Source organism: Streptomyces sp. NPDC029169 (assembly GCF_055563935.1).
Genome location: NZ_JBVHXA010000004.1, coordinates 266616 through 289454, shown reverse-complemented (window position 1 = coordinate 289454; position 22839 = coordinate 266616). Strand labels below are relative to the sequence as shown.

Annotated in this window: 17 protein-coding genes; 9 read left to right on the top strand and 8 right to left on the bottom strand. The window is 69.4% G+C overall.

Annotation, left to right across the window (positions count from 1 at the left end):
* Window positions 1-49: 49 nt before the first annotated feature.
* Window positions 50-1015, top strand: a complete 966-nt coding sequence (locus ACZ4VI_RS10570; RefSeq protein WP_467998550.1) for an SMP-30/gluconolactonase/LRE family protein — start codon at window positions 50-52, stop codon at window positions 1013-1015.
* A gap of 72 nt (window positions 1016-1087) precedes the next feature.
* Here the strand turns inward: ACZ4VI_RS10570 and ACZ4VI_RS10565 are convergent, their stop codons facing one another.
* From ACZ4VI_RS10565 to ACZ4VI_RS10545, 5 genes are all read right to left on the bottom strand, one after another.
* Window positions 1088-2113 carry a PAC2 family protein gene (locus ACZ4VI_RS10565; protein WP_467998548.1) on the bottom strand — a complete coding sequence of 342 codons (1026 nt, stop codon included), beginning with the start codon at window positions 2111-2113 and terminating at the stop codon, window positions 1088-1090.
* Between the two features lie 184 nt (window positions 2114-2297).
* Entirely contained in the window at window positions 2298-3902 is a 1605-nt protein-coding gene (locus tag ACZ4VI_RS10560) for a glycerol-3-phosphate dehydrogenase/oxidase (RefSeq protein ID WP_467998546.1), read from the bottom strand.
* A 6-nt stretch (window positions 3903-3908) separates the two neighbouring features.
* Window positions 3909-5444 carry a glycerol kinase GlpK gene (glpK, locus tag ACZ4VI_RS10555; protein ID WP_467998544.1) on the bottom strand — a complete coding sequence of 512 codons (1536 nt, stop codon included), beginning with the start codon at window positions 5442-5444 and terminating at the stop codon, window positions 3909-3911.
* Window positions 5445-5479: 35 nt separating this feature from the next.
* Complete coding sequence (locus tag ACZ4VI_RS10550) at window positions 5480-6268, bottom strand: MIP/aquaporin family protein (protein WP_467998542.1); 789 nt, start codon at window positions 6266-6268, stop codon at window positions 5480-5482.
* A gap of 276 nt (window positions 6269-6544) precedes the next feature.
* Window positions 6545-7309: an IclR family transcriptional regulator gene (locus tag ACZ4VI_RS10545; RefSeq protein WP_467998833.1), complete on the bottom strand. Its 765-nt coding sequence runs from the start codon at window positions 7307-7309 to the stop codon at window positions 6545-6547.
* 301 nt (window positions 7310-7610) lie between these two features.
* Here ACZ4VI_RS10545 and metH point away from each other — a divergent pair, with 301 nt between their 5' ends.
* The 4 genes from metH (at window position 7611) to ACZ4VI_RS10525 (ending at window position 15618) form a co-directional block, all read left to right on the top strand.
* Window positions 7611-11123 carry a methionine synthase gene (gene metH / locus ACZ4VI_RS10540; protein WP_467998540.1) on the top strand — a complete coding sequence of 1171 codons (3513 nt, stop codon included), beginning with the start codon at window positions 7611-7613 and terminating at the stop codon, window positions 11121-11123.
* A 130-nt stretch (window positions 11124-11253) separates the two neighbouring features.
* Complete coding sequence (locus ACZ4VI_RS10535; RefSeq protein ID WP_467998538.1) at window positions 11254-11952, top strand: HAD family hydrolase; 699 nt, start codon at window positions 11254-11256, stop codon at window positions 11950-11952.
* A gap of 422 nt (window positions 11953-12374) precedes the next feature.
* A complete protein-coding gene (locus ACZ4VI_RS10530) occupies window positions 12375-13964 on the top strand; it encodes an ABC transporter substrate-binding protein (protein WP_467998536.1) in 1590 nt (529 codons plus the stop codon).
* A 76-nt stretch (window positions 13965-14040) separates the two neighbouring features.
* The gene (locus tag ACZ4VI_RS10525) at window positions 14041-15618 is read left to right on the top strand and encodes an ABC transporter substrate-binding protein (protein WP_467998534.1); all 1578 of its coding nucleotides are present in this window, start codon (window positions 14041-14043) and stop codon (window positions 15616-15618) included.
* Window positions 15619-15759: 141 nt separating this feature from the next.
* On the opposite strand, the gene ACZ4VI_RS10520 is transcribed toward ACZ4VI_RS10525, so the two are convergent.
* The gene (locus ACZ4VI_RS10520) at window positions 15760-16431 is read right to left on the bottom strand and encodes a response regulator (RefSeq protein ID WP_467998532.1); all 672 of its coding nucleotides are present in this window, start codon (window positions 16429-16431) and stop codon (window positions 15760-15762) included.
* A 10-nt stretch (window positions 16432-16441) separates the two neighbouring features.
* Window positions 16442-17356: a RecB family exonuclease gene (locus tag ACZ4VI_RS10515; protein WP_467998530.1), complete on the bottom strand. Its 915-nt coding sequence runs from the start codon at window positions 17354-17356 to the stop codon at window positions 16442-16444.
* 124 nt (window positions 17357-17480) lie between these two features.
* On the opposite strand from ACZ4VI_RS10515, the gene ACZ4VI_RS10510 reads away from it, so the two are divergent.
* The 3 genes from ACZ4VI_RS10510 to ACZ4VI_RS10500 all read left to right on the top strand — a co-directional run bounded on the left by ACZ4VI_RS10510 (window position 17481) and on the right by ACZ4VI_RS10500 (window position 20427).
* Window positions 17481-18731, top strand: a complete 1251-nt coding sequence (locus ACZ4VI_RS10510; RefSeq protein ID WP_467998529.1) for a site-2 protease family protein — start codon at window positions 17481-17483, stop codon at window positions 18729-18731.
* A gap of 18 nt (window positions 18732-18749) precedes the next feature.
* Complete coding sequence (locus ACZ4VI_RS10505) at window positions 18750-19637, top strand: tRNA (adenine-N1)-methyltransferase (RefSeq protein ID WP_467998527.1); 888 nt, start codon at window positions 18750-18752, stop codon at window positions 19635-19637.
* 217 nt (window positions 19638-19854) lie between these two features.
* Window positions 19855-20427 (top strand): hypothetical protein, encoded by a 573-nt coding sequence (locus ACZ4VI_RS10500; RefSeq protein ID WP_467998525.1) that lies wholly within the window; start codon window positions 19855-19857, stop codon window positions 20425-20427.
* 4 nt (window positions 20428-20431) lie between these two features.
* Here the strand turns inward: ACZ4VI_RS10500 and ACZ4VI_RS10495 are convergent, their stop codons facing one another.
* The gene (locus tag ACZ4VI_RS10495; protein WP_467998523.1) at window positions 20432-20743 is read right to left on the bottom strand and encodes a ferredoxin; all 312 of its coding nucleotides are present in this window, start codon (window positions 20741-20743) and stop codon (window positions 20432-20434) included.
* 257 nt (window positions 20744-21000) lie between these two features.
* Between ACZ4VI_RS10495 and arc the strand changes: the two genes are divergently transcribed.
* Window positions 21001-22767 carry a proteasome ATPase gene (gene arc, locus ACZ4VI_RS10490; RefSeq protein ID WP_467998521.1) on the top strand — a complete coding sequence of 589 codons (1767 nt, stop codon included), beginning with the start codon at window positions 21001-21003 and terminating at the stop codon, window positions 22765-22767.
* The last annotated feature ends 72 nt before the right edge of the window (window positions 22768-22839 follow it).

Here is a 22839-nt window from a genome sequence, read left to right as displayed (position 1 = left end):
TGATGAGCTGGGGGTCGTTTCGTCGAATCGTCGTACGAAAGGACGCTCAGTGCAACGCTCCGTCGCACGCAGAAGTCTCCTGGGAGCCGCCGCCGCAGCCGGCGCGGCGGCTCTCGTCGCCCCGCTCTCCGGGACGGCACACGCAGCCGCCCCCGGGGGACGGTGGCCCACCCGGTTCCTCCTGCCCTCCGGCTTCCAGCCGGAGGGCATCACCATCGGCCACAGCCCGTACGCCTACTTCGGCTCACTGGCCAACGGCGATGTGTACAAGGCGAGTCTGGCGACCGGAGAGGGCCGGATCCTCTCCGTCGGACCCGGCGCCGGCCATGCCACCGTCGGCCTGAAGATCGACCGCGCCGAACGGCGCCTCTTCCTCGCCGGCGGCTGGGGACGGGCCATCCGGGTCGCCGACGCCCGATCAGGCGCGCTCCAGCGGAACTTCACCGGACTCGGCGCCGAGAACTCGATGGTCAACGACGTCGTCCTGACGCCGGAGGCCGCCTGGTTCACCGACTCCTTCCAGCCGCAGCTCTACCGGCTCGCCCTGGACCGCTCGGGAACACCCGTCGGCGAACCCGAGACCGTGCCGCTGGGCGGCGACTGGGTCCAGGGCCCGGACTTCACGGCCAACGGCATCGAGCGCACGCCCGACGGCAGCGCGCTCCTCGTCGTCAACACCGTCGTCGACGGCGGCAGCCTGATGCGCGTCGACCCGGACACCGCGGTCGCCCGCACGGTCGACCTCGGCGGCCTGAAGATCCCGCGCGGCGACGGGCTGCTGCTCCTCGGCCGCACGCTGTACGTCGTCCAGCAGGCGCTCAACCAGGTCGACGTGGTCCGTCTGGACGCCTCGGGCACGAAGGGCACGGCCATCGCCCGGATCACGGACCCGCGGTTCCGGATCCCGACCACCGCGGCGGCCTGGGGCGGGCGGCTCTACCTGCCCAACGCGCGGTTCGATGTGGAGCCGGCGCCGGACACGGAGTACGACGTGGTGGCGGTCCCGACGGTGTGAGGACAGTCCCGACGGTGTGAGGACAGGGAAGGGGGCCGCACCGATCCCGGTGCGGCCCCCTTCCCGTACGGCTCACTCCTCGCCGTCGCCGCCTGTCGGACCCTCGGGGCCCTCGTCCTCCTGGGGCGCCTCGGGCGTCGCCTCCGGCCCCGGCTGCTCCGGCTTCGGCGGCCGCGTCCGGCCACCGCTGGTGTCGCGGAGGTACGAGGTGTCCCCACCCTCCGTGGCGAGCCCCTGCCCCGGCCCTTGACCGGGACCACCGTCACGCCGCCGCAGATACCGCTCGAACTCCCGCGCGATGGCCTCGCCCGAGGCCTCCGGCAGCTCCGCCGTGTCCCGCGCCTCCTCCAGCGTCTGGACGTACTCCGCCACCTCGCTGTCCTCGGAGGCGAGTTGGTCCACACCCAGCTGCCACGCCCGCGCGTCCTCGGGCAGTTCGCCCAGCGGAATGCGCAGATCGATCAGATCCTCGAGGCGGTTCAGGAGCGCCAGGGTCGCCTTCGGGTTGGGCGGCTGCGACACATAGTGCGGCACCGCCGCCCACAGACTCACCGCGGGCACGCCCGCGTGCGTGCAGGCCTCCTGGAGGATCCCGACGATGCCCGTGGGCCCTTCGTAGCGGGTCTCCTCCAGATCCATCGTCCGCGCCAGGTCCGGGTCCGAGGTGACCCCGCTGACCGGCACGGGCCGGGTGTGCGGGGTGTCGCCGAGCAGCGCGCCCAGGATCACCACCATCTCCACACCCAGCTCATGGGCGAAGCCCAGGATCTCGTTGCAGAACGAGCGCCAGCGCATCGACGGCTCGATCCCGCGCACGAGCACCAGGTCGCGCGGCTTGTCGCCGCCGACCCGGACCACGGAGAGCCTCGTCGTCGGCCAGGTGATCTTCCGGACACCGTTGTCCAGCCACACCGTGGGCCGGTTGACCTGGAAGTCGTAGTAGTCCTCGGCGTCGAGCGCCGCGAACACCTCGCCCTTCCATTCCCGGTCCAGATGGGCGACCGCGGTGGAGGCGGCGTCGCCGGCGTCGTTCCAGCCCTCGAACGCGGCCACCATGACCGGGTCGATCAGCTCGGGAACCCCCTCGAGCTCGATCACCCAGTGCCTCCTTTTCGAAGTTCCTGTCGTACGGACCAACCTTACGGCTTTCCGACGACCCGTCCGCAGCCCTCGTGCACCACCAGGAGCCTTCTCAGCCTTGATCGACTACCCAGGAACTCCCCTCGGCACACGAACGCGTAAGGGGCGGCCTCCCATGGAGACCGCCCCTTACATCACTCGCTCACTTGCGAAGCAGGTCCTCGACCTTGCTCCGGATCTCGTCCGTCGCCAGGCCGCGGATCGTCAGCGTCGTACGGCGGCGCAGCACGTCGTCCGCCGTCTCGGCCCACTCGTGGTCCCGGGCGTAGGCGACCTGCGCCCAGATCTCCGGGGCGTCCGGGTGGATGCGCTTGCCGAGCTCCGGGTTCTCGTTCGCCATCCGCGCGATGTCGAAGGAGAGCGAACCGTAGTGCGTCGCCAGGTGCTTGGCGGTGTCGGCGGCCATCCGCGGGCCGGGGGCCGGTCCGTCGACGAGCAGCCGGTGCGCGACCGCGTTCGGGTTGGCGATGCCGGGCAGCGGGAGCCGCTTCGGCAGCGTCGAGACGGACTCGTAGTCCTCGCCCAGCGGGTGGCCCGGCAGGGACTCCAGCTTCTTCATCACCGTACGGCCGATGTGGCGGAAGGTCGTCCACTTGCCGCCGGCCACCGACAGCATGCCGCCGCGGCCCTCGGTGACAACCGTCTCGCGCTTGGCCTTGGAGGTGTCGCCGGGACCGCCCGGCAGCACCCGCAGACCGGCGAAGGCGTAGGTGATCAGATCACGGGACAGCTGCTGGTCGCGGATGGAGAACGCGGCCTCGTCCAGGATCTGCGCGGTGTCCTTCTCGGTCACCTCGACCTGGCCCGGGTCGCCCTCGTACTCCTCGTCGGTCGTACCGAGCAGCAGCATGTCCTCCCAGGGGAGGGCGAAGGTGATCCGGTACTTGTCTATCGGAGTCGCGAGCGCGGCCTTCCACGGCGAGGTCCGCTTGAGGACCAGGTGCGCGCCCTTGGAGAGCCGGATGGAGGGGGCCGCGTTGGGGTCCTCCATCTTCCGCAGGTGGTCGACCCACGGTCCGGTCGCGTTCAGCACCAGACGGGCCGTGACGCCGAACTCGTCGCCGCTCGTACGGTCCTTCAGCTCCGCGCCCGTGACCCGGCCGCGGGTGAAGCGCAGCCCGGTCACCTCGGCGTGGTTGAGGACGACGGCGCCGGCGGCAACCGCGGCGCGGACCGTCATCAGCGCCATGCGGGCGTCGTTCATCTGGTCGTCGCCGTACACGGCGACGGCCTTGAGGTTGTCCGTACGCAGCTCCGGCACGTCCTGCGCGGCCTTGGCCGGGCCGAGCAGGTGGCCGACGCCGTCACCGAAGGCGGACAGGGCGGAGTACGCGAAGACTCCGGCGCCGAGCTTGGCGGCGCCGTGCGGGCCGCCCTTGTAGACAGGCAGGTAGAAGGTGAGCGGGTTGGCGAGGTGCGGCGCCACCTGACGGGAGACCGCACGCCGCTCGAAGTGGTTCTCCGCCACCAGCTTGACCGCACCGGTCTGCAGGTAGCGCAGGCCGCCGTGGAGCAGCTTGGAGGAGGCGGAGGAGGTGGCGCCGGCGAAGTCGCCGGCGTCCACCAGGGCCACCCGCAGGCCCGACTGCGCGGCGTGCCAGGCGGTGGAGATGCCCAGGATGCCGCCCCCGATCACCAGGAGGTCGTACGTCGCCTTGGAAAGCTGCTCCCGAGTCTCGGCGCGGCTCGGCAGGGAGCCGGCGGCCGGGTGCGTCCCCAGGGCAGGGACGCTCTGCAGGGTGGTCATGTCGATCTACTCCTCGTCAGATCCGTCTTCGAGCCAGCCCATGGAGCGTTCAACGGCCTTCAGCCAGCTCTTGTACTCGCTGTCACGCTTGTCGGCGTCCATGCGAGGGGTCCATTCCGCGGCGCGGCGCCAGTTGGCGCGCAGCGCGTCGGTGTCCGGCCAGAAGCCGACGGCCAGGCCGGCGGCGTAGGCGGCACCGAGGCAGGTGGTCTCGGCGACCATCGGGCGCACGACCGGCGCGTCGAGGAAGTCCGAGAGGGTCTGCATCAGCAGGTTGTTGGAGGTCATGCCGCCGTCGACCTTGAGCGCGGTCAGTTCGACACCGGAGTCCTTCGTCATGGCGTCGGTGATCTCGCGGGTCTGCCAGGCGGTGGCCTCCAGGACGGCGCGGGCGATGTGCGCCTTGGTGACGTACCGGGTGAGGCCGGCGATCACACCGCGGGCGTCGGAGCGCCAGTACGGGGCGAACAGTCCGGAGAAGGCCGGCACGAAGTAGGCGCCGCCGTTGTCCTCGACCGAGGACGCCAGGGTCTCGATCTCGGCGGCGGACTTGATGAGGCCCATCTGGTCGCGCATCCACTGCACCAGCGAACCGGTGACGGCGATCGAGCCCTCCAGGGCGTAGACCGGCTTCGCGTCGCCGATCTGGTAGCCGACGGTGGTCAGCAGGCCGCTGTAGGAGTTGATGATCTTGTCGCCGGTGTTCATCAGCATGAACGTTCCGGTGCCGTACGTGGACTTGGCCTCGCCCTCGGCGAAGCAGGTCTGGCCGAACAGGGCGGCCTGCTGGTCGCCCAGCGCGGAGGCGACCGGGACGCCGTCGAGGACGCCGCCCTTGACCGTGCCGTACACCTCGGCGGAGGAGCGGATCTCCGGCAGCACGGCCGCCGGGATCTCCATGGACTGCAGGATCTTCTCGTCCCAGCCCATGGTGTGCAGGTTCATCAGCATGGTGCGCGAGGCGTTGGTGACGTCGGTGACGTGGTGGCCGCCGTCGACACCGCCGGTGAGGTTCCAGATGACCCAGGAGTCCATGGTGCCGAAGAGGATGTCGCCGCGCTCGGCGCGCTCGCGCAGGCCCTCGACGTTGTCGAGCAGCCAGCGGACCTTCGGGCCGGAGAAGTACGAGGCGAGGGGGAGGCCGGTCTCGCGGCGGAAGCGGTCCTGGCCGACGTTGCGGCCGAGCTCCTTGCAGAGGGTGTCGGTGCGGGTGTCCTGCCAGACGAGGGCGTTGTGGACGGGCTCACCGGTGTTCTTGTCCCAGAGCAGCGTGGTCTCGCGCTGGTTGGTGATGCCGATGGCCTTGACGTCGGCGGAGGTGATGCCGGCCTTGGCGATCGCCCCGGCGACGACCTCCTGGACGTTGGTCCAGATCTCGGCGGCGTCGTGCTCGACCCAGCCCGGCTTCGGGAAGATCTGCTCGTGCTCCTTCTGGTCGACGGCGACGATCCGGCCGTCCGTGTCGAAGACGATGCAGCGGGAGGAGGTGGTGCCCTGGTCGATCGCGGCGATGAACGGGCCGGCGGTGTGTGCGTCGGTCACGGTGTGCTCCAAGGGAGGTCTGGAAGAAGGACGGCTCAGGCGAACGCGATGTTGTAGATACCCGCGGCGATGGCGCCACCCACCAGGGGGCCGACGACCGGGATCCAGGCGTAGCTCCAGTCGGAGCCGCCCTTGTTCGGCAGCGGCAGCAGTGCGTGCACGATGCGCGGGCCGAGGTCGCGGGCCGGGTTGATCGCGTAGCCGGTCGGGCCACCGAGCGAGAGGCCGATGGAGACCACGACGAACGCGGTGATCAGGGCGCCGATGACGCCGAGGCCCTTGCCGCTGTCGTTGAGGCCCTGCGTGAGCACGGCGAGGACCAGCACGACCGTGCCGATGATCTCCGTGGCCAGGTTCTGCCACACCACGCGGACCTCGGGCCCGGTGGAGAAGACCCCGAGCACGGGGCCGGCCTTCGGAGCGGCGTCCTCGGTGACCAGACCTTCCTCGTGCGGCGGCGAGGTGAGGATCTCCGGGTCCCTGAGGTGGGCCTGGAACTGTCCGTAGTACGCGATCCAGACCAGGAACGCGCCGAGCATGGCGCCGAGCATCTGTCCGGCGAAGTACACCGGGACGTTGCTCCAGTCCCCGTCCTTGACAGCGATGCCCACCGTGACGGCGGGGTTCAGGTGGGCACCCGAGAGGGTACCCGTCATGTACACGGCAGTCATGACCGCGAAGCCCCACCCGAAGGTGATGGCGAGCCACCCGGCGTTCTGAGCCTTCGAGCGCTTGAGCACCACGGCGGCGACGACGCCACCGCCGAGCAGAATGAGTACGGCGGTACCAATGATCTCGCCGATGAAGATGTCGGAGCTGGACACCCGCGACTCCTTTGTCCTTCGTCCAGGGGAAGGCGAACCCCGGGTCCCTCCGGTGGTCCGCGCCCTCCTATGAGGGCGTTGCCGGCCCTTGGCACTGCGACACTCTAGCGTGATTGCCGGTAGGTGTTCGACAATGCCGACCGATGAACGGAAGTTTTGCCCTCCGGTTAACAGCGCGTCAAGGGTTCCGGTAACGAAAAACCCGCCGATAACGGGATCGTTACCGACGGGTTGAGCAGGCGCTCCCACGCGGACGCGCGCCCGGAGCCACACAGGTCAGAAGCGCCCCGCGCCCAGGTCACGGGAGACGGCGCGGGCACAGTCCCGTACCGCCGCCACCAGCTCCGAGCGCAGCTCGCCCCCGTTGCATACCCGCTCCACCGCGCCCGTGATCGCCACCGCGCCCACCGGCATCCGGCGCCGGTCGTGGATCGGGGCCGCCACCGAGGCCACGCCCTCCCACGTCTCCTCCACGTCCGCGGCCCAGCCCCGGGCCCGCGTCATGTCGAGCAGCGACTCGAACTCCGTCAGCTCGGTGACCGTGCGGGGCGTGAAGCCCTCGCGCGGCACCTCCAGGACCTCGCTGTGCGCCACCGGGTCGTACGCCGACAGCACCTTGCCCAGGGCCGTGGAGTGCAGCGGCTGCATGGCCCCCACCTCCAGGACCTGCCGACTGTCGTCCGGCCGGAAGACGTGGTGCACGATCAGCACGCCCTGCTGGTGCAGCACCCCGAGATGGACGCTCTCGCCGCTGGAGCGCGCCAGGTCGTCCGTCCAGACCAGCGCCCGCGCCCGCAGCTCGTGCACGTCCAGATAGCTGTTGCCCAGGCGCAGCAGCTCGGCGCCCAGCTGGTAGCGGCCCGAAGCCGCGTCCTGCTCCACGAAGCCCTCGGCCTGCAGGGTGCGCAGGATGCCGTGCGCCGTTCCCTTGGCCAGGCCGAGCGAGGAGGAGATGTCGGACAGGCCGAGCCGGCGCTCGCCGCCCGCGAGCAGTCGCAGCATCGCCGCCGCCCGTTCAAGCGACTGGATGTTCTTCGCCATCGCCCGGCCCTTCTCCCTCTCCTTGACGTCCACGACCCCCGGATTTCCGTGGATCCTAGGGATCAGGATCGCGTGGATCATGCTGTTCGACAATGCTGAACACTATCGGTCGATGCCGACCGCTCGTTACCTACACAGTGTCGGTCATGAACAGGCGCGACCGGGAGCCCCGGGAGCACAGCATGCCGTCCGCCCAGTGGAACGCGATGTCCACCCCGGCACCCACGCGGTTACTCTGGCCCCGTGCACCCTCCACCGAGCGTGCAAAGCCGACAGCCGTCGCATCCCAGGGAGCTCATCCATGGCCTCGTCGCCGACCCCATCCGCTGACAGCCGGACCCGCGCCGCAGCCCTTCGCGAGGCACTCGCGACCCGGGTGGTCGTGGCCGACGGAGCCATGGGCACGATGCTCCAGGCCCAGGACCCGTCGCTCGAGGACTTCCAGCAGCTCGAAGGCTGCAACGAGATCCTCAACGTGACACGCCCGGACATCGTCCGCTCGGTGCACGAGGAGTACTTCGCCGTGGGTGTCGACTGCGTCGAGACCAACACCTTCGGCTCGAACACATCGGCGGCCGGTGAGTACGAGATCGCCGACCGCATCTTCGAGCTGTCCGAGGCGGGCGCCCGGATCGCCCGCGACGTCGCCGACGAGTTCACCGCCAAGGACGGCCGCCAGCGCTGGGTGCTCGGCTCCATCGGACCCGGTACGAAGCTGCCGACCCTCGGCCACATCCCGTACGCGACGATCCGCGACGGCTACCAGCAGAACGCCGAGGGCCTGCTCGCCGGCGGCGCCGACGCCCTGATCGTGGAGACCACCCAGGACCTCCTCCAGACCAAGGCGTCCGTCATCGGCGCCCGCCGCGCCCTGGACGCGCTCGGCATCGACGTGCCGCTGATCTGCTCCCTCGCCTTCGAGACGACAGGCGTGATGCTGCTCGGCTCGGAGATCGGCGCCGCCCTCACCTCCCTCGAACCGCTCGGCATCGACCTGATCGGCCTGAACTGCTCGACGGGCCCGGCCGAGATGAGCGAGCACCTGCGCTACCTCGCCCGCCACTCGCGCACACCGCTGATGTGCATGCCGAACGCGGGCCTGCCGGTGCTGACCAAGGACGGCGCGTACTTCCCGCTGACCCCGCCCGAGATGGCCGACGCCCAGGAGACGTTCATCCGCGACTACGGGCTGTCCCTGGTCGGCGGCTGCTGCGGCTCCACGCCCGAACACATGCGCCAGGTCGTCGAGCGCGTACGGGACATGACGCCGACCGAGCGCGCTCCGCAGCCGGAGCCGGGCGCCGCGTCGCTGTACCAGACGGTTCCGTTCCGTCAGGACATCTCGTACATGGCGATCGGGGAGCGGACGAACGCGAACGGGTCGAAGAAGTTCCGCGAGGCGATGCTGGAGGGTCGCTGGGACGATTGCGTCGAGATGGCCCGGGACCAGATCCGCGAGGGCGCGCACATGCTCGACCTCTGTGTCGACTATGTGGGCCGTGACGGTGTGGCCGACATGCACGAGCTGGCGGGGCGGTTCGCCACGGCCTCGACGCTGCCGATCGTCCTGGACTCCACCGAGGTCGACGTCATCCAGGCGGGTCTGGAGCACCTGGGCGGCCGTGCGGTCATCAACTCCGTCAACTACGAGGACGGTGACGGGCCGGAGTCGCGGTTCGCGAAGGTCACCCGTCTCGCCCAGGAGCACGGCGCCGCGCTGATCGCGCTGACGATCGACGAGGAGGGCCAGGCCCGGACGGTCGAGCACAAGGTGGCGATCGCGGAGCGGCTGATCGATGACCTGACCAGCAACTGGGGGATCCTGGAGTCGGACATCCTGATCGACACGCTGACCTTCACGATCTGCACCGGCCAGGAGGAGTCGCGCAAGGACGGCATCGCCACGATCGAGGCGATCCGGGAGCTGAAGCGCCGCCACCCGGACGTGCAGACGACGCTGGGTCTGTCGAACATCTCCTTCGGTCTGAACCCGGCCGCGCGGATCTTGTTGAACTCGGTCTTCCTGGACGAGTGTGTGAAGGCGGGTCTGGACTCGGCGATCGTGCACGCGTCGAAGATCCTGCCGATCGCCCGTTTCGACGAGGAGCAGGTCACCACCGCCCTGGACCTGATCTACGACCGGCGGCGGGAGGGCTACGACCCGCTGCAGAAGCTGATGGAGCTGTTCGAGGGCGCCACCACCAAGTCGCTGAAGGCGGGCAAGGCCGAGGAACTGCTGGCGCTGCCGCTGGACGAGCGGTTGCAGCGGCGGATCATCGACGGCGAGAAGAACGGCCTGGAAGCGGACCTGGACGAGGCACTCCAGGACACGCCGGCCCTCGACATCGTCAACAACACCCTCCTTGAGGGCATGAAGGTCGTCGGTGAGCTGTTCGGTTCCGGCCAGATGCAGCTGCCGTTCGTGCTCCAGTCCGCCGAGGTGATGAAGACGGCCGTCGCCTACCTCGAACCGCACATGGAGAAGACGGACGCGGACGGCAAGGGCACCATCGTCCTGGCCACCGTGCGCGGCGACGTGCACGACATCGGCAAGAACCTCGTGGACATCATCCTGACCAACAACGGCTACAACGTGGTCAACATCGGCATCAAGCAGCCGGTCTCGGCGATCCTGGAGGCCGCCGAGGAGCACAAGGCGGACGTCATCGGCATGTCCGGCCTGCTGGTCAAGTCCACGGTGATCATGAAGGAGAACCTGGAGGAGCTCAACCAGCGCGAGCTGGCCGCCAAGTACCCCGTGATCCTCGGCGGCGCGGCCCTCACCCGCGCCTACGTCGAGCAGGACCTGCACGAGATCTACGAAGGCGAAGTCCGCTACGCCCGCGACGCGTTCGAGGGCCTGCGGCTCATGGACGCCCTCATCGGCGTCAAGCGCGGCGTGCCCGGCGCCGTACTCCCCGAGCTCAAGCAGCGCCGGGTCAAGGCCACCGGCGTCCAGCTCGCCGAGCGTCCCGAGGAGGAGCCGCAGGGCCGTTCGGACGTCGCGACCGACAACCCCGTGCCGACCCCGCCGTTCTGGGGCACCCGCGTCGTCAAGGGCATCCCGCTCAAGGACTACGCCTCCTGGCTCGACGAGGGCGCCCTGTTCAAGGGCCAGTGGGGCCTCAAGCAGAACCGGGCCGGCGACGGACCCTCGTACGAGGAGCTGGTGGAGAGCGAGGGCCGTCCGCGGCTGCGCGGCTGGCTGGACCGGCTGCACACCGAGAACCTGCTGGAGGCGGCCGTCGTCCACGGCTACTTCCCGTGCGTCTCCAAGGGCGACGACCTGATCATCCTCGACGAGGCAGGCAACGAGCGGACCCGCTTCACCTTCCCGCGCCAGCGCCGCGGCCGCCGCCTCTGCCTCGCGGACTTCTTCCGCCCGGAGGAGTCCGGCGAGACCGATGTCGTCGGCCTCCAGGTCGTCACCGTCGGCTCCCGGATCGGCGAGGCCACGGCCAAGCTCTTCGAGTCCGACTCCTACCGTGACTACCTGGAGCTGCACGGTCTCTCCGTGCAGCTGGCCGAGGCCCTCGCCGAGTACTGGCACGCGCGCGTGCGCGCCGAGCTGGGCTTCGGCGGCGAGGACCCCGAGGACGTCGAGGACATGTTCGCGCTCAAGTACCGCGGCGCGCGCTTCTCGCTCGGCTACGGCGCCTGCCCCGATCTGGAGGACCGGGCGAAGATCGCAGAGCTGCTGCGGCCCGAGCGGATCGGCGTCCAGCTCTCGGAGGAGTTCCAGCTCCACCCCGAGCAGTCCACCGACGCGATCGTGATCCACCACCCCGAGGCGAAGTACTTCAACGCGCGGTAACACCCGCCCGGGGTAAATCAGCGCACCTTCGGTGATCCGGACGTACACTGGTCGGTCCAGTGCAGGCCGGTCATCCTCCCCGTACCGGGGAGGGGGCCGGCCTTCTCGTCCCTCCATGGAGGTGTGCCGGATGACCAGTACGGTCCCCGCGTCCTTGTTCCGTACCAGCGGAAGCTCCGCCCTGCAGGCGGTCTTCCTCGACATGGACGGCACCCTCGTCGACACCGAGGGCTTCTGGTGGGACGCGGAGGTCGAGGTCTTCGCCGACCTGGGACACGGTCTGGACGAGGCGTGGCGCGACATCGTCGTCGGCGGCCCGATGACCCGCAGCGCGGGCTATCTCATCGAGGCCACCGGCGCCGACATCACCGTCGCCGAGCTCACCGTCCTGCTCAACGAGAAGTTCGAGCAGCGCATCACCAGGGGCGTGCCGCTGATGCCGGGCGCCGAGCGGCTCCTCTCCGAACTGGCCCGGCACAACATCCCGACCGCCCTGGTCTCCGCCTCGCACCGCCGCATCATCGACCGGATCCTCGCCTCGATCGGCCGTGACCGCTTCGCCCTCACCGTGGCCGGCGACGAGGTGCTGCGCACCAAGCCGCACCCCGAGCCGTATCTGACGGCGGCGACCGGGGTCGGGGCCGAGCCCGCGCTGTGCGCCGTCATCGAGGACACGGCGACAGGCGTGGCGGCCGCCGAGGCCGCCGGCTGCCGGGTGGTCGCCGTCCCCTCCGTGGCACCGATCGCCCCCTCTGTGGGCCGGGTCGTGGTCCGCTCCCTGGAGGACGTGGACGTGCCCTTCCTGCGGACGCTGATCGCCGGGCCCTGACCATGTGACCGGCCCTCCGCGGAACGGGCACGCGGCGTGACCTTCGTCACCCAGCGTGCCGGAACGCGGAGGGTCATCCTGCGCCCCATGTCCGGAAGACTCCGGTTTGGCCCACGACCTCTGTCCCGATTCGCGTGTTCCCTGCCGAATCATGCCCTCGCATGACTATCGAGACCCCCGTATTCATGATCACCATCCGCATCCGGGGCGGCCTGCGCGCGGTCGGCCGTCACGGCGTCGCGCACTAATCTTTCGCGAGTACTTCGCCGCACCATCCGCGTGCACCGGCGCCCATCCACGTCGCCGCGAACACAGGACCGATCGCTCACCATCCCGGCCCGATCGCCCGCCCCGACCGGGCGGAAGCGGCGGAGTGTCCGTACGCCGCTGTATCCCAGTGCCGGATGAGGAGAACGTCCCTGATGCACCGCAAGACCCTGGCCCTGCCGGCCGCCGCCGGTCTGCTCGCCCCGCTGCTCGCCGCCTGCGGCGGCACGGACGAGTCCAGAGCCATCGTCGTCGGCACCACGGACCAGTTCGTCGCCACCAGCGAGGCCCCCGCACCCCTCGACCCGGCCTTCGCCTACGACACCGGCGCCTGGAACATCCTCCGGCAGACCGTGCAGACCCTCATGCACGTGCCCCGCGGCGGCGGCGAGCCCGTCCCCGAGGCCGCCGAGAGCTGCGGCTTCAGCGACCGGGCCAGCGAGAGCTACCGCTGCACGCTCCGCGACGGACTCACCTTCGCCGACGGCACCCCGCTCACCGCCGCGGACGTGAAGTTCTCCGTCGAACGCGTCCTCGCCATCAAGTCCGACAACGGAACCGCCGCCCTCCTCGCCAACATCGACACCGTCGAGACCAACGGCGAACGCGAGGTCGTCTTCCACCTCAAGACCCCCGACGCGACCTTCCCGTACAAGCTCTCCACCCCGGTCGCCGGCATCCTCAGCAAGAACACGTACGACGGCAGGAAGCTCCGCGACGGCTTCGACGTCGACGGCTCCGGCCCGTACACCATGAAGACCGAGCGCGACGGCGATCACATCCGCAAGGTCGTCTTCACCAAGAACCCGACGTACAAGGGCGACATCACCCTGCGCAACGACACCGTCGAACTGCGCTCCTTCTCCGACGCGGACGCCATGGGCGCGGCCCTGGAGAGCCGCGAGATCGACATGATGACCCGCGCGATGTCGCTGGAGCAGGTCAAGACGCTCACCGAGAAGCCCAAGGACGGCATCGACCTCACCGAAGTCCCCGGCCTGGAGATCCGCTACCTCGCCTTCGACACCGACGCCCCCTCCGTCAAGGACAAGGCCGTCCGGCAGGCCATGGCCGCCGTCATCGACCGCGGCGCCATCGTCAACGCGGTCTACGGCCCCACCGCCCAGCCGCTCTACTCGCTGATCCCCTCCAGCGTCACCGGCCACTCCACGGCCTTCTTCGACGCCTACGGCGAACCCAGCAAGAGCAAGGCCGCCGGCATCCTGCGCAAGGCCGACATCACCGCACCCGTCGCGCTCACCCTGCACTACACCACCGACCACTACGGCACAGGCACAAAGAAGGAGTTCGAGGCGCTGCGCGACCAGCTCAACGCCACCGGACTCTTCGACGTCACCGTCAAGGGCAGCGAGTGGTCCACCTTCCGCCCCGCGCAGAAACGCGGCGACTACCCGGTCTACGGCCTCGGCTGGTTCCCCGACTTCCCCGACCCGGACAACTACGTCGCCCCCTTCCTCGACGCCGACAACTTCCTCAACACCCCCTACGTCAACACGTCCGTACGCGACCAGTTGATCCCGCGCTCGCGCCGCTCCGCCGACCGCAACGCCGCGAGCCCCGTCTTCGGACAGATCCAGAAGATCGTCGCCCGGGACGTACCCGTCCTGCCGCTCTGGCAGGGCAAGCAGTACGTCGCCGCACGCGACGATCTGACCGGCGTCGAATGGGCGCTGAACACCTCCTCGGACCTGCTCCTGTGGGAGCTCGGCCGCGGCAGCGCCTGACCCCTCACCCCGTTCGGCTACACCGGCCGCGCACTCGCGCCCGGCCGGCCAGGCAAGAGATCAAGAGGCACGTTCTGTGAAGCACAACAAGTGGCTGACGGCCCCCCTCGCCGCGGGCCTGTCCGCCGCACTGCTCAGCGGCTGTGGGACGGAGCAGGGCGGAGGCACCGCGAGCTCCGGCGACAACGTCCGCGTCGGCATGTCCGACGAGGTCATGGCCACCGACCCGGCCGCCGGCTACGACCCCGGCTCCTGGCTGCTGTTCAACAACGTCTTCCAGTCCCTGCTCAGCTTCCCCAAGGGCGCCACCGAGCCCCAGCCGGAGGCCGCCGAGAAGTGCGCGTTCGGAGCCGGCAGCAAGGTCTACCGCTGCACGCTGCGCGAGGGCCTGAAGTTCTCCAACGGCAACCCGCTCACCTCGAAGGACGTCAAGTTCTCCTTCGACCGCGCCATGAAGATCGACGACCCGTCCGGCCCGGCGCCACTGCTCTCCTCGATCCAGTCCATCGAGGCCCCCGACGACCTCACCGTGATCTTCCGGCTGAAGACCCCCGACGCCACCTTCCCCAGCAAGATCGCCTCCGGCGCCGGCTCGATCGTCGACCACCGCGAGTACGCCGAGGACGCGCTGCGCACCGACGGCAAGGCGGTCGGCTCCGGCCCGTACAAGCTGGAGTCCATCAGCGACACCGAGGCCGTCTTCTCCGTCAACGGCGGCTACACCGGCAGCGCCAAGCCGCAGAACGCCGGCGTCACCCTCAAGCTGTACGGCGGAGACCGCGCGGCCCTCTCCAAGGCCCTCGCCGACAACGACGTCGACATCGCCTACCGAGGCCTCGCCGCCGACGACATCGCCGCCCTCGAAGCCTCCACGGAGGACAAGGGCATCGAGGTCGTCCAGGGCACGAGCGCCGAGGTCCAGCACCTCGTCTTCAACGTCAAGGACCCCGTCGTCGGCGAGCTCGGCGTCCGCCAGGCCATCGCCCACCTCGTCGACCGCGAGGCGCTCGTCCAGAACGTCTACAAGTCGACCGCCACGCCGCTGTACTCGATCGTCCCGGCGGGCATCGCGGGCCACAACACCGCCTTCGTCGACACCTACGGCGACCGCCCCGACACCGCCAAGGCCAAGAAGGCGCTGCGCAAGGCCGGCATCACCGACAAGGTGAAGCTCACCCTCTGGTCCACCCCGAGCCGCTACGGCCCCTCCACCGACCAGGAACTCAAGGCGATAGCCGAACAGCTCAACACCAGCGGCCTGTTCGACGCCGACGTGCAGTCCGTCGAGTACGAGCAGTACGAGAAGGACATCGCGGCCGGCAAGTACGGCGTGTACGTCAAGGGCTGGGTCCCCGACTACCCCGACGCCGACAACTTCACCGCCCCGTTCTTCGGCGAGGGCAACGTCCTCGGCAACAACTACGCCAACGCCACCATCACCCGCAGCCTCCTCCCGAAGACCTCCGCCGCCGCCGACCGCGCCGGCACCGGAGGGGACTTCGGCAGGCTCCAGGACCTCGTCGCCGACGAACTGCCGATCCTGCCGCTGTGGCAGGGCAAGCAGTACGCCGTCGCCCGGGACGGCGTCAGCGGTCTCGAGTGGACCCTGGACGCCTCCACCGTCTTCCGCTTCTGGGAGATCAAGAAGGGCTGACCCGCCGCCACGGAAAAGGGCCCGGCACGGCCACGGAAAGGGGCCCGGCACGCATCACGCGCGCCGGGCCCCTTCCCGTACTCGTAAGTCCCCGTACGCGTAAGTCCCCGTACGCGTAACTCCGCGTACCGGCCGCTGTCGCTACTGCGCCCCGGGGCGCACCAGACCGCTCTCGTACGCGTACACCGCCGCCTGGACCCGGTCGCGCAGCCCCAGCTTCGTCAGCACATGGCCCACATGCGTCTTCACCGTCGTCTCGCTCACGAACAGATCCGCCGCGATCTCCGCGTTCGACAGCCCCCGCGCCACCAGCTTCAGCACCTCGACCTCACGCTCGGTCAACGTGCTCAGCGTGTCCGGCATCTGCTCGTCACCCGACGGCAGATGCGCCGAATACTTGTCGAGCAGACGGCGCGTGATCGACGGCGCCAGCATCGCCTCACCCGCCGCGACCACGCGGATCGCCTGCACCAGCTCGTTCGCCGGCGCGTCCTTCAGCAGGAAGCCGCTGGCCCCCGCCCGCAACGCCTCCACCACGTACTCGTCCAGATCGAACGTCGTCAGGACCAGCACCTTCGCCGGACCGTCCCGGCCCGGACCCGTGATCTGCCGCGTCGCCTCGACCCCGTCCATCCGCGGCATCCGGATGTCCATCAGCACCACGTCCGGCTGCAGCGCCCGCACCTGCTCCAGGGCCTGCAGGCCGTCCCCGGCCTCACCCACCACCGCGATGTCCTGCTCCGCCTCCAGAATCATCCGGAAACCGGTGCGCAGCAGCGGCTGGTCATCGACCAGTAGGACGCGGATAGCCACGAGAACTCCTTCACGGCGCGGGCTGGACCGGCCCCATTCTGCCCTGCCCCGACTCGCCCGACTCCGGCGGGCGCGCGGAAACGATCTCCCGGCGGATCTCCAGCGGATACACCGGGGGAGTCCCACCGAACTCCGGACACACCGCCTGGTGATCGCACCAGCCGCACAGCTTCGTCGGACGCGGCCGCCACTCGCCCGTCTCCGTCGCCAGCCGGATCGCCTCCCACAGCGCCAGCAGCTTCCGCTCCACCCGCAGCAGATCCGCCTCCACCGGGTCGTACGTCAGCACATCACCGCTGCCCAGATACACCAGCTGCAGACGGCGCGGCACCACCCGCTTCAGCCGCCAGATCACCAGCGCGTAGAACTTCATCTGGAACAGCGCGCCCTCGCTGTACTCCGGCCGCGGCGCCTTGCCCGTCTTGTAGTCGACGATCCGCACCTCGCCCGTCGGCGCCACATCGATCCGGTCGATCACCCCGCGCAACCGCAGCCCCGACTCCAGCTCCGCCTCCACGAACAGCTCACGCTCCGCCGGCTCGAGCCGCGTCGGATCCTCCAGCGTGAACCACCGCTCCACCAGCCGCTCCGCCTCCACCAGCCAGCCCGCCAGACGCTCCCCCTCCGCGTCCTCCGCGAACAGCTCGCCCAGCTCCGGCCGCGCCTCAAGGAGACGGTCCCACTGCCCCGGAATCAGCGCCTTCGCCCGCGGCGCCGTCCGCTCCACCGCCGGATCGTCGAAAAGCCGCTCAAGCACCGCGTGCACCAGCGTGCCCCGCGTCGCCGCCGCACTCGGCTTCTCCGGCAGCCTGTCGATCACCCGGAACCGGTACAGCAGGGGACACTGCATGAAGTCGCTCGCCCGCGAAGGCGACAACGACGTGGGCGTCCTGGCCCCCACGGGCGGCTGCTCGCTCGTACTCATGACCCAGACCCTACGGCCCGCCACTGACAGCGAGCCGAATACCATCGACGCCGGACCCCGTCACGCTGCATGATCGAAGAGTGACGCACGACAGGGGTCGCGCGGAAGGCAACGAGAGGAACCCGTGAACCAGGACGACGAGAGCGGCGAGAACAAGCGGCCGCGGTCCGGCGACGCGGAACCGCCGGCCGACGCCGACTCCCGCACCCGGCGCAACGAGGAACCCGGCGGAGGGATCCTCATGGGCCGCCCCTTCGGCGTGCCCGTCTACGTCGCCCCCAGCTGGTTCCTCGTCGCCGCCCTCATCACCTGGGTCTTCGGCGACCAGATCCAGCGCGTCCTGCCCGACCTCGGCGCCGCCCGCTACCTCGTCTCCCTCTTCTTCGCGATCGCCTTCTACGCCTCCGTGCTCGTCCACGAACTGGCCCACACGATCGCCGCACTCCGCTTCAAGCTCCCGGTCCGACGCATCCAGCTCCAGTTCTTCGGCGGCGTCTCCGAGATCGAGAAGGAGACCGAGACCCCCGGCCGCGAATTCGTCCTCGCCTTCGTCGGCCCCCTGCTCTCCCTCGTCCTCGCGGGCGTCTTCTACCTCACCCTCTACGCCGTCGAACCTGGCACCGTCCCCGGCGTCCTCCTCGCCGGCCTGATGATCTCCAACCTCATCGTGGCGATCTTCAACCTGCTGCCCGGACTGCCCCTCGACGGCGGCCGCATGCTGCGCGCCGTCGTCTGGAAGATCACCGGAAAGCCCATGAGCGGCACCATCGCCGCCGCCTGGGTCGGCCGCGCCCTCGCCGTCGCCGTCCTCATCGGCCTCCCCCTCCTCACCCGCACCGGCCTCCTCGGCAACTCCACCGACGACATCAGCGGCATGGACACCGTCACCGACGCCCTGCTCGCCGCCATCCTCGCCGCCATCATCTGGACCGGCGCCGGCAACAGCCTGCGCATGGCCCGGCTCCGCGAACACCTCCCCGAACTCCGCGCCCGCACCCTCACCCGGCGCGCCATCCCCGTCGAGCCCGCCACCCCACTCTCCGAAGCCCTCCGCCGCGCCAACGAAGCAGGCGCCCGCGCCCTCGTCGTCGTCGACGGCCAGGGCAACCCCACCAGCCTCGTCCGCGAGACCGCCATCGCCGGCATCCCCCAGCACCGCCGCCCCTGGGTCGCCGTCAGCACCCTCGCCCAGGACCTCACCGACGGCATGAAGGTCCCCGCCGAACTCACCGGCCAACCCCTCCTCGACCACCTCCGCGCCAGCCCCGCCACCGAGTACCTGGTCATCGAGGACACCGGAGAGATCTACGGAGTCCTCTCCACCACCGACGTGGAAAGCGCCTTCGTCAAGGCCATGGCACGACCCTCCGCATAACCCCGGTACTCTGGTCACATGTCCGAACCGACCGGTGCCGCCCGCCGTCGCGGGCCCTTCAAGGTCGGGGACCAGGTCCAGCTCACCGACCCCAAGGGACGCCACTACACGTTCACGCTCGAGGCCGGGAAGAACTTCCACACCCACAAGGGTTCCTTCCCCCACGACGAGCTGATCGGTGCTCCCGAGGGCAGTGTTGTCCGTACCACGGGAAACGTCGCCTACCTCGCGCTGCGCCCCCTGCTCCCCGACTACGTCCTGTCCATGCCCCGCGGCGCCGCCGTGGTCTACCCCAAGGACGCAGGTCAGATCCTGGCCTTCGCCGACATCTTCCCCGGCGCCCGCGTCGTGGAAGCGGGCGTGGGATCGGGCTCTCTCAGCAGCTTCCTCCTGCGCGCCATCGGAGACAGCGGCATGCTGCACTCCTACGAGCGCCGCGAGGACTTCGCCGAGATCGCCCAGGGCAACGTCGAGCGCTACTTCGGCGGCCCCCACCCCGCCTGGCAGCTGACCGTCGGCGACCTCCAGGACAACCTGTCCGACACCGACGTCGACCGCGTCATCCTGGACATGCTCGCCCCCTGGGAGTGCCTGGAGGCCGTCTCCAAGGCCCTGGTCCCCGGCGGCATCCTCTGCTGCTACGTGGCGACCACCACCCAGCTCGCGCGCACCGTGGAGTCCATCCGCGAGTTCGGCTGCTACGCCGAACCGCAGCCCTGGGAGTCCATGATCCGCAACTGGCACGTGGAGGGCCTCGCCGTCCGCCCCGACCACCGCATGATCGGGCACACCGGCTTCCTCGTCACCGCCCGGCGCCTCGCCGACGGCGTCGAACCGCCCATGCGCCGCCGCCGCCCCGCCAAGGGCGCCTACGGCGAGGACTACGAAGGCCCCAACAAGGGCTGACGCCTCAACAAGGGCCGACGCCCGCCCAAGGGCTGACGCCCCGACAACGAACGTGTGCCGCCGCCGAGTTCCCGCACCACAGCGAGGAACTCGACGGCGGCACCTTCACGTTCGCCACCTTCGCGAACAGCTCCCACCCCGCCTGTTCCACCCGCCTGTGACGTATGGCACGATGCCCGCAACTCCTTCCGCGCCACCCTCACAGGAGACATCCCGCGTGCAGCCCCCCGCCGTCCCGGACCTCGCGCACACCCACGCCCGGCCGGTGCACTGGCTGGCCACCGCGACCGCCATGGCCGCCGTCGTCGCCACCGCCGGCCTGCTGCAACCCGACCCGGCCACCGCCACCACCGCCACCCCGGGCGGCCGGCCCGCCGCCGCACGGCCCGCACCCGACGCCACGACAGCCGACTACCCCCTCGCATGCGGGGGAGCCCCCACCAAGATCGCGCAGCGCGCCACAGGGGACCTCGACGGCGACGGAAACCCCGAAACCGTCGCAGTCGTACACTGCGAAGCCGGCTCCGGCACACCCCCGCACGGCGTCTACGTCCTCACCCACGGCAAGGACACCGACGACGCCCGCGTCGTCGCCACACTCGTCGAACCCACCCAGCAGAAGAGCGTCGCCGACCTCGCCCTACGCGAAGGCGCGATCACCGCCACCCTGCTCGGCTACTCGTCCCCCGACGTACCGAGTTGCTGCCCCGACGAACAGGAACACGTCAGCTGGCGCTGGAAGAGCGGAACCTTCGTCCGCTCCGAACGCTCCGACGCACAGAGTGTGTGAAGCATCACTCCGCGTCAGGCCCGTAGACCTCGACCCTGTCCGAAACCCGGCGCACGTGAATACAGTCCCCCGGGCACTCCTTCGCGGAGTCCACGACATCCTGGAGCAACGGCAGCGGCACCGGCGTCGTCGCCCCGGACTCCTGCAGCAGCTCGTCGTCCGCGCCCTTCACATAGGCCAGACCGTCGATGTCCAGCTCGAAGACCTCCGGGGCGTACTGCGCGCAGATCCCGTCCCCTGTGCAGAGATCCTGGTCGATCCAGACCTCCAGCGCCTCACCGGCGCCCTGCGTCGGGGCCTCGTGCCGCACGGTCATGTCTCCTGCCGTTCCTGAGCGTCGAAAAAAGAGATCATTCTTCTAAGTCCGGCCAAGCCTGACGGGTGTTGACCACCGACGACGATACAACCGCCCGCTTTCCGATGTTGATGGGTGGGTATTCCCCTGGCGTGAGGGGAAGCGCAAGGGTGAAGATCGGACACACCCCGACAGTCTTTGTGATCTAGGGGTTTCAATCACCACCCACACAGGTAGGGTCAGGAAGCGTCCAGCTCCCCTTGGAGGAGGTGAGGACCGTGGCAGCCCACGACGACGACATCAACCGCGGCATCCGGCCGGGGCGGGGGTCTGAAGACCCTGCCGGCCAGGTTGCCTATCTCGAGCAGGAAATCGCCGTCCTGCGCCGCAAGCTCGCCGACTCTCCGCGCCATACGAGGATTCTCGAAGAGCGGATCGTCGAGCTGCAGACAAACCTGGCCGGCGTATCCGCACAGAACGAGCGGCTCGCCAACACACTCCGTGAGGCCCGCGACCAGATCGTGGCCCTCAAGGAGGAGGTCGACCGGCTCGCACAGCCACCGGCCGGCTTCGGAGTCTTCCTGCAGGCCAACGAGGACGGCACCTGCGACATCTTCACCGGGGGCCGCAAGCTCCGGGTGAACGTCAGCCCCAGCGTCGAGCTCGACGAGCTCCGGCGCGGCCAGGAAGTCATGCTCAACGAAGCGCTCAACGTGGTCGAAGCCATGGACTTCGAGCGCGCCGGGGACATCGTCACCCTCAAGGAGATCCTCGAGGACGGCGAGCGCGCCCTGGTGCTCGGGCACACCGACGAGGAACGGGTGGTCAGGCTCGCCGAGCCGCTCCTTGACATCACCATCCGCCCCGGCGACGCCCTCCTGCTCGAACCCCGCTCCGGCTACGTCTACGAAGTGGTCCCCAAGAGCGAGGTCGAAGAACTCGTCCTCGAAGAGGTCCCCGACGTCGACTACAGCAAGATCGGCGGCCTCGGCGGCCAGATCGAGATGATCCGCGACGCCGTCGAGCTCCCCTACCTCTACCCCGACCTCTTCAAGGAGCACGAGCTGCGGCCACCGAAGGGCATCCTGCTCTACGGACCGCCCGGCTGCGGCAAGACACTCATCGCCAAGGCCGTCGCCAACTCCCTTGCCAAGAAGGTCGCCGAGGTGACCGGACAGCCCGCCGGGAAGTCCTACTTCCTCAACATCAAGGGCCCCGAACTCCTCAACAAGTACGTCGGCGAGACCGAGCGGCACATCCGCCTCGTCTTCCAGCGTGCCCGGGAGAAGGCCAGCGAAGGCACCCCCGTCATCGTCTTCTTCGACGAGATGGAATCCCTCTTCCGCACCCGCGGATCCGGAGTCAGCTCGGACGTCGAGAACACCATCGTCCCCCAGCTGCTCGCCGAGATCGACGGCGTCGAAGGCCTCGAGAACGTCATCGTCATCGGCGCCTCCAACCGCGAGGACATGATCGACCCCGCGATCCTGCGACCCGGCCGGCTCGACGTCAAGATCAAGATCGAGCGCCCGGACGCCGAGGCCGCGAAGGACATCTTCGCCAAGTACCTCACGGCCTCCCTGCCCCTGCACGCCGACGACCTCTCCGAGCACCACGGATCCAAGGAAGCCGCCGCCCACGGAATGATCCAGTCCGTGGTCGAGCAGATGTACGCCGAAACCGAGGAGAACCGCTTCCTCGAGGTCACCTACGCCAACGGCGACAAGGAAGTCCTCTACTTCAAGGACTTCAACTCCGGAGCGATGATCCAGAACATCGTCGACCGGGCCAAGAAGATGGCCATCAAGGCCTTCCTCGACCACAACCAGAAGGGCATCCGCGTCTCCCACCTCCTCCAGGCCTGCGTGGACGAGTTCAAGGAGAACGAGGACCTGCCCAACACCACCAACCCCGACGACTGGGCCCGGATCTCCGGCAAGAAGGGCGAACGGATCGTCTTCATCCGCACCCTCGTCACCGGAAAGCAAGGCGCGGACACCGGACGCTCCATCGACACGGTGGCCAACACCGGACAGTACCTGTAGATCGCACACCGGCTGCGGAGGTCCGGACCCACGGACCTCCGCAGCCGAACGCTTTTCCCCGCCACAAACCGC

Excerpts from the sequence above, each read along its gene's own strand:
- ACZ4VI_RS10560 (WP_467998546.1), bottom strand. The coding sequence starts at position 3,902 with ATGACCACCCTGCAGAGCGTCCCTGCCCTGGGGACGCACCCGGCCGCC.
- ACZ4VI_RS10545 (WP_467998833.1), bottom strand. The coding sequence starts at position 7,309 with ATGGCGAAGAACATCCAGTCGCTTGAACGGGCGGCGGCGATGCTGCGA.
- metH (WP_467998540.1), top strand. The coding sequence starts at position 7,611 with ATGGCCTCGTCGCCGACCCCATCCGCTGACAGCCGGACCCGCGCCGCA.
- ACZ4VI_RS10535 (WP_467998538.1), top strand. The coding sequence starts at position 11,254 with ATGACCAGTACGGTCCCCGCGTCCTTGTTCCGTACCAGCGGAAGCTCC.
- ACZ4VI_RS10530 (WP_467998536.1), top strand. The coding sequence starts at position 12,375 with ATGCACCGCAAGACCCTGGCCCTGCCGGCCGCCGCCGGTCTGCTCGCC.
- ACZ4VI_RS10515 (WP_467998530.1), bottom strand. The coding sequence starts at position 17,356 with ATGAGTACGAGCGAGCAGCCGCCCGTGGGGGCCAGGACGCCCACGTCG.
- ACZ4VI_RS10505 (WP_467998527.1), top strand. The coding sequence starts at position 18,750 with ATGTCCGAACCGACCGGTGCCGCCCGCCGTCGCGGGCCCTTCAAGGTC.
- ACZ4VI_RS10495 (WP_467998523.1), bottom strand. The coding sequence starts at position 20,743 with ATGACCGTGCGGCACGAGGCCCCGACGCAGGGCGCCGGTGAGGCGCTG.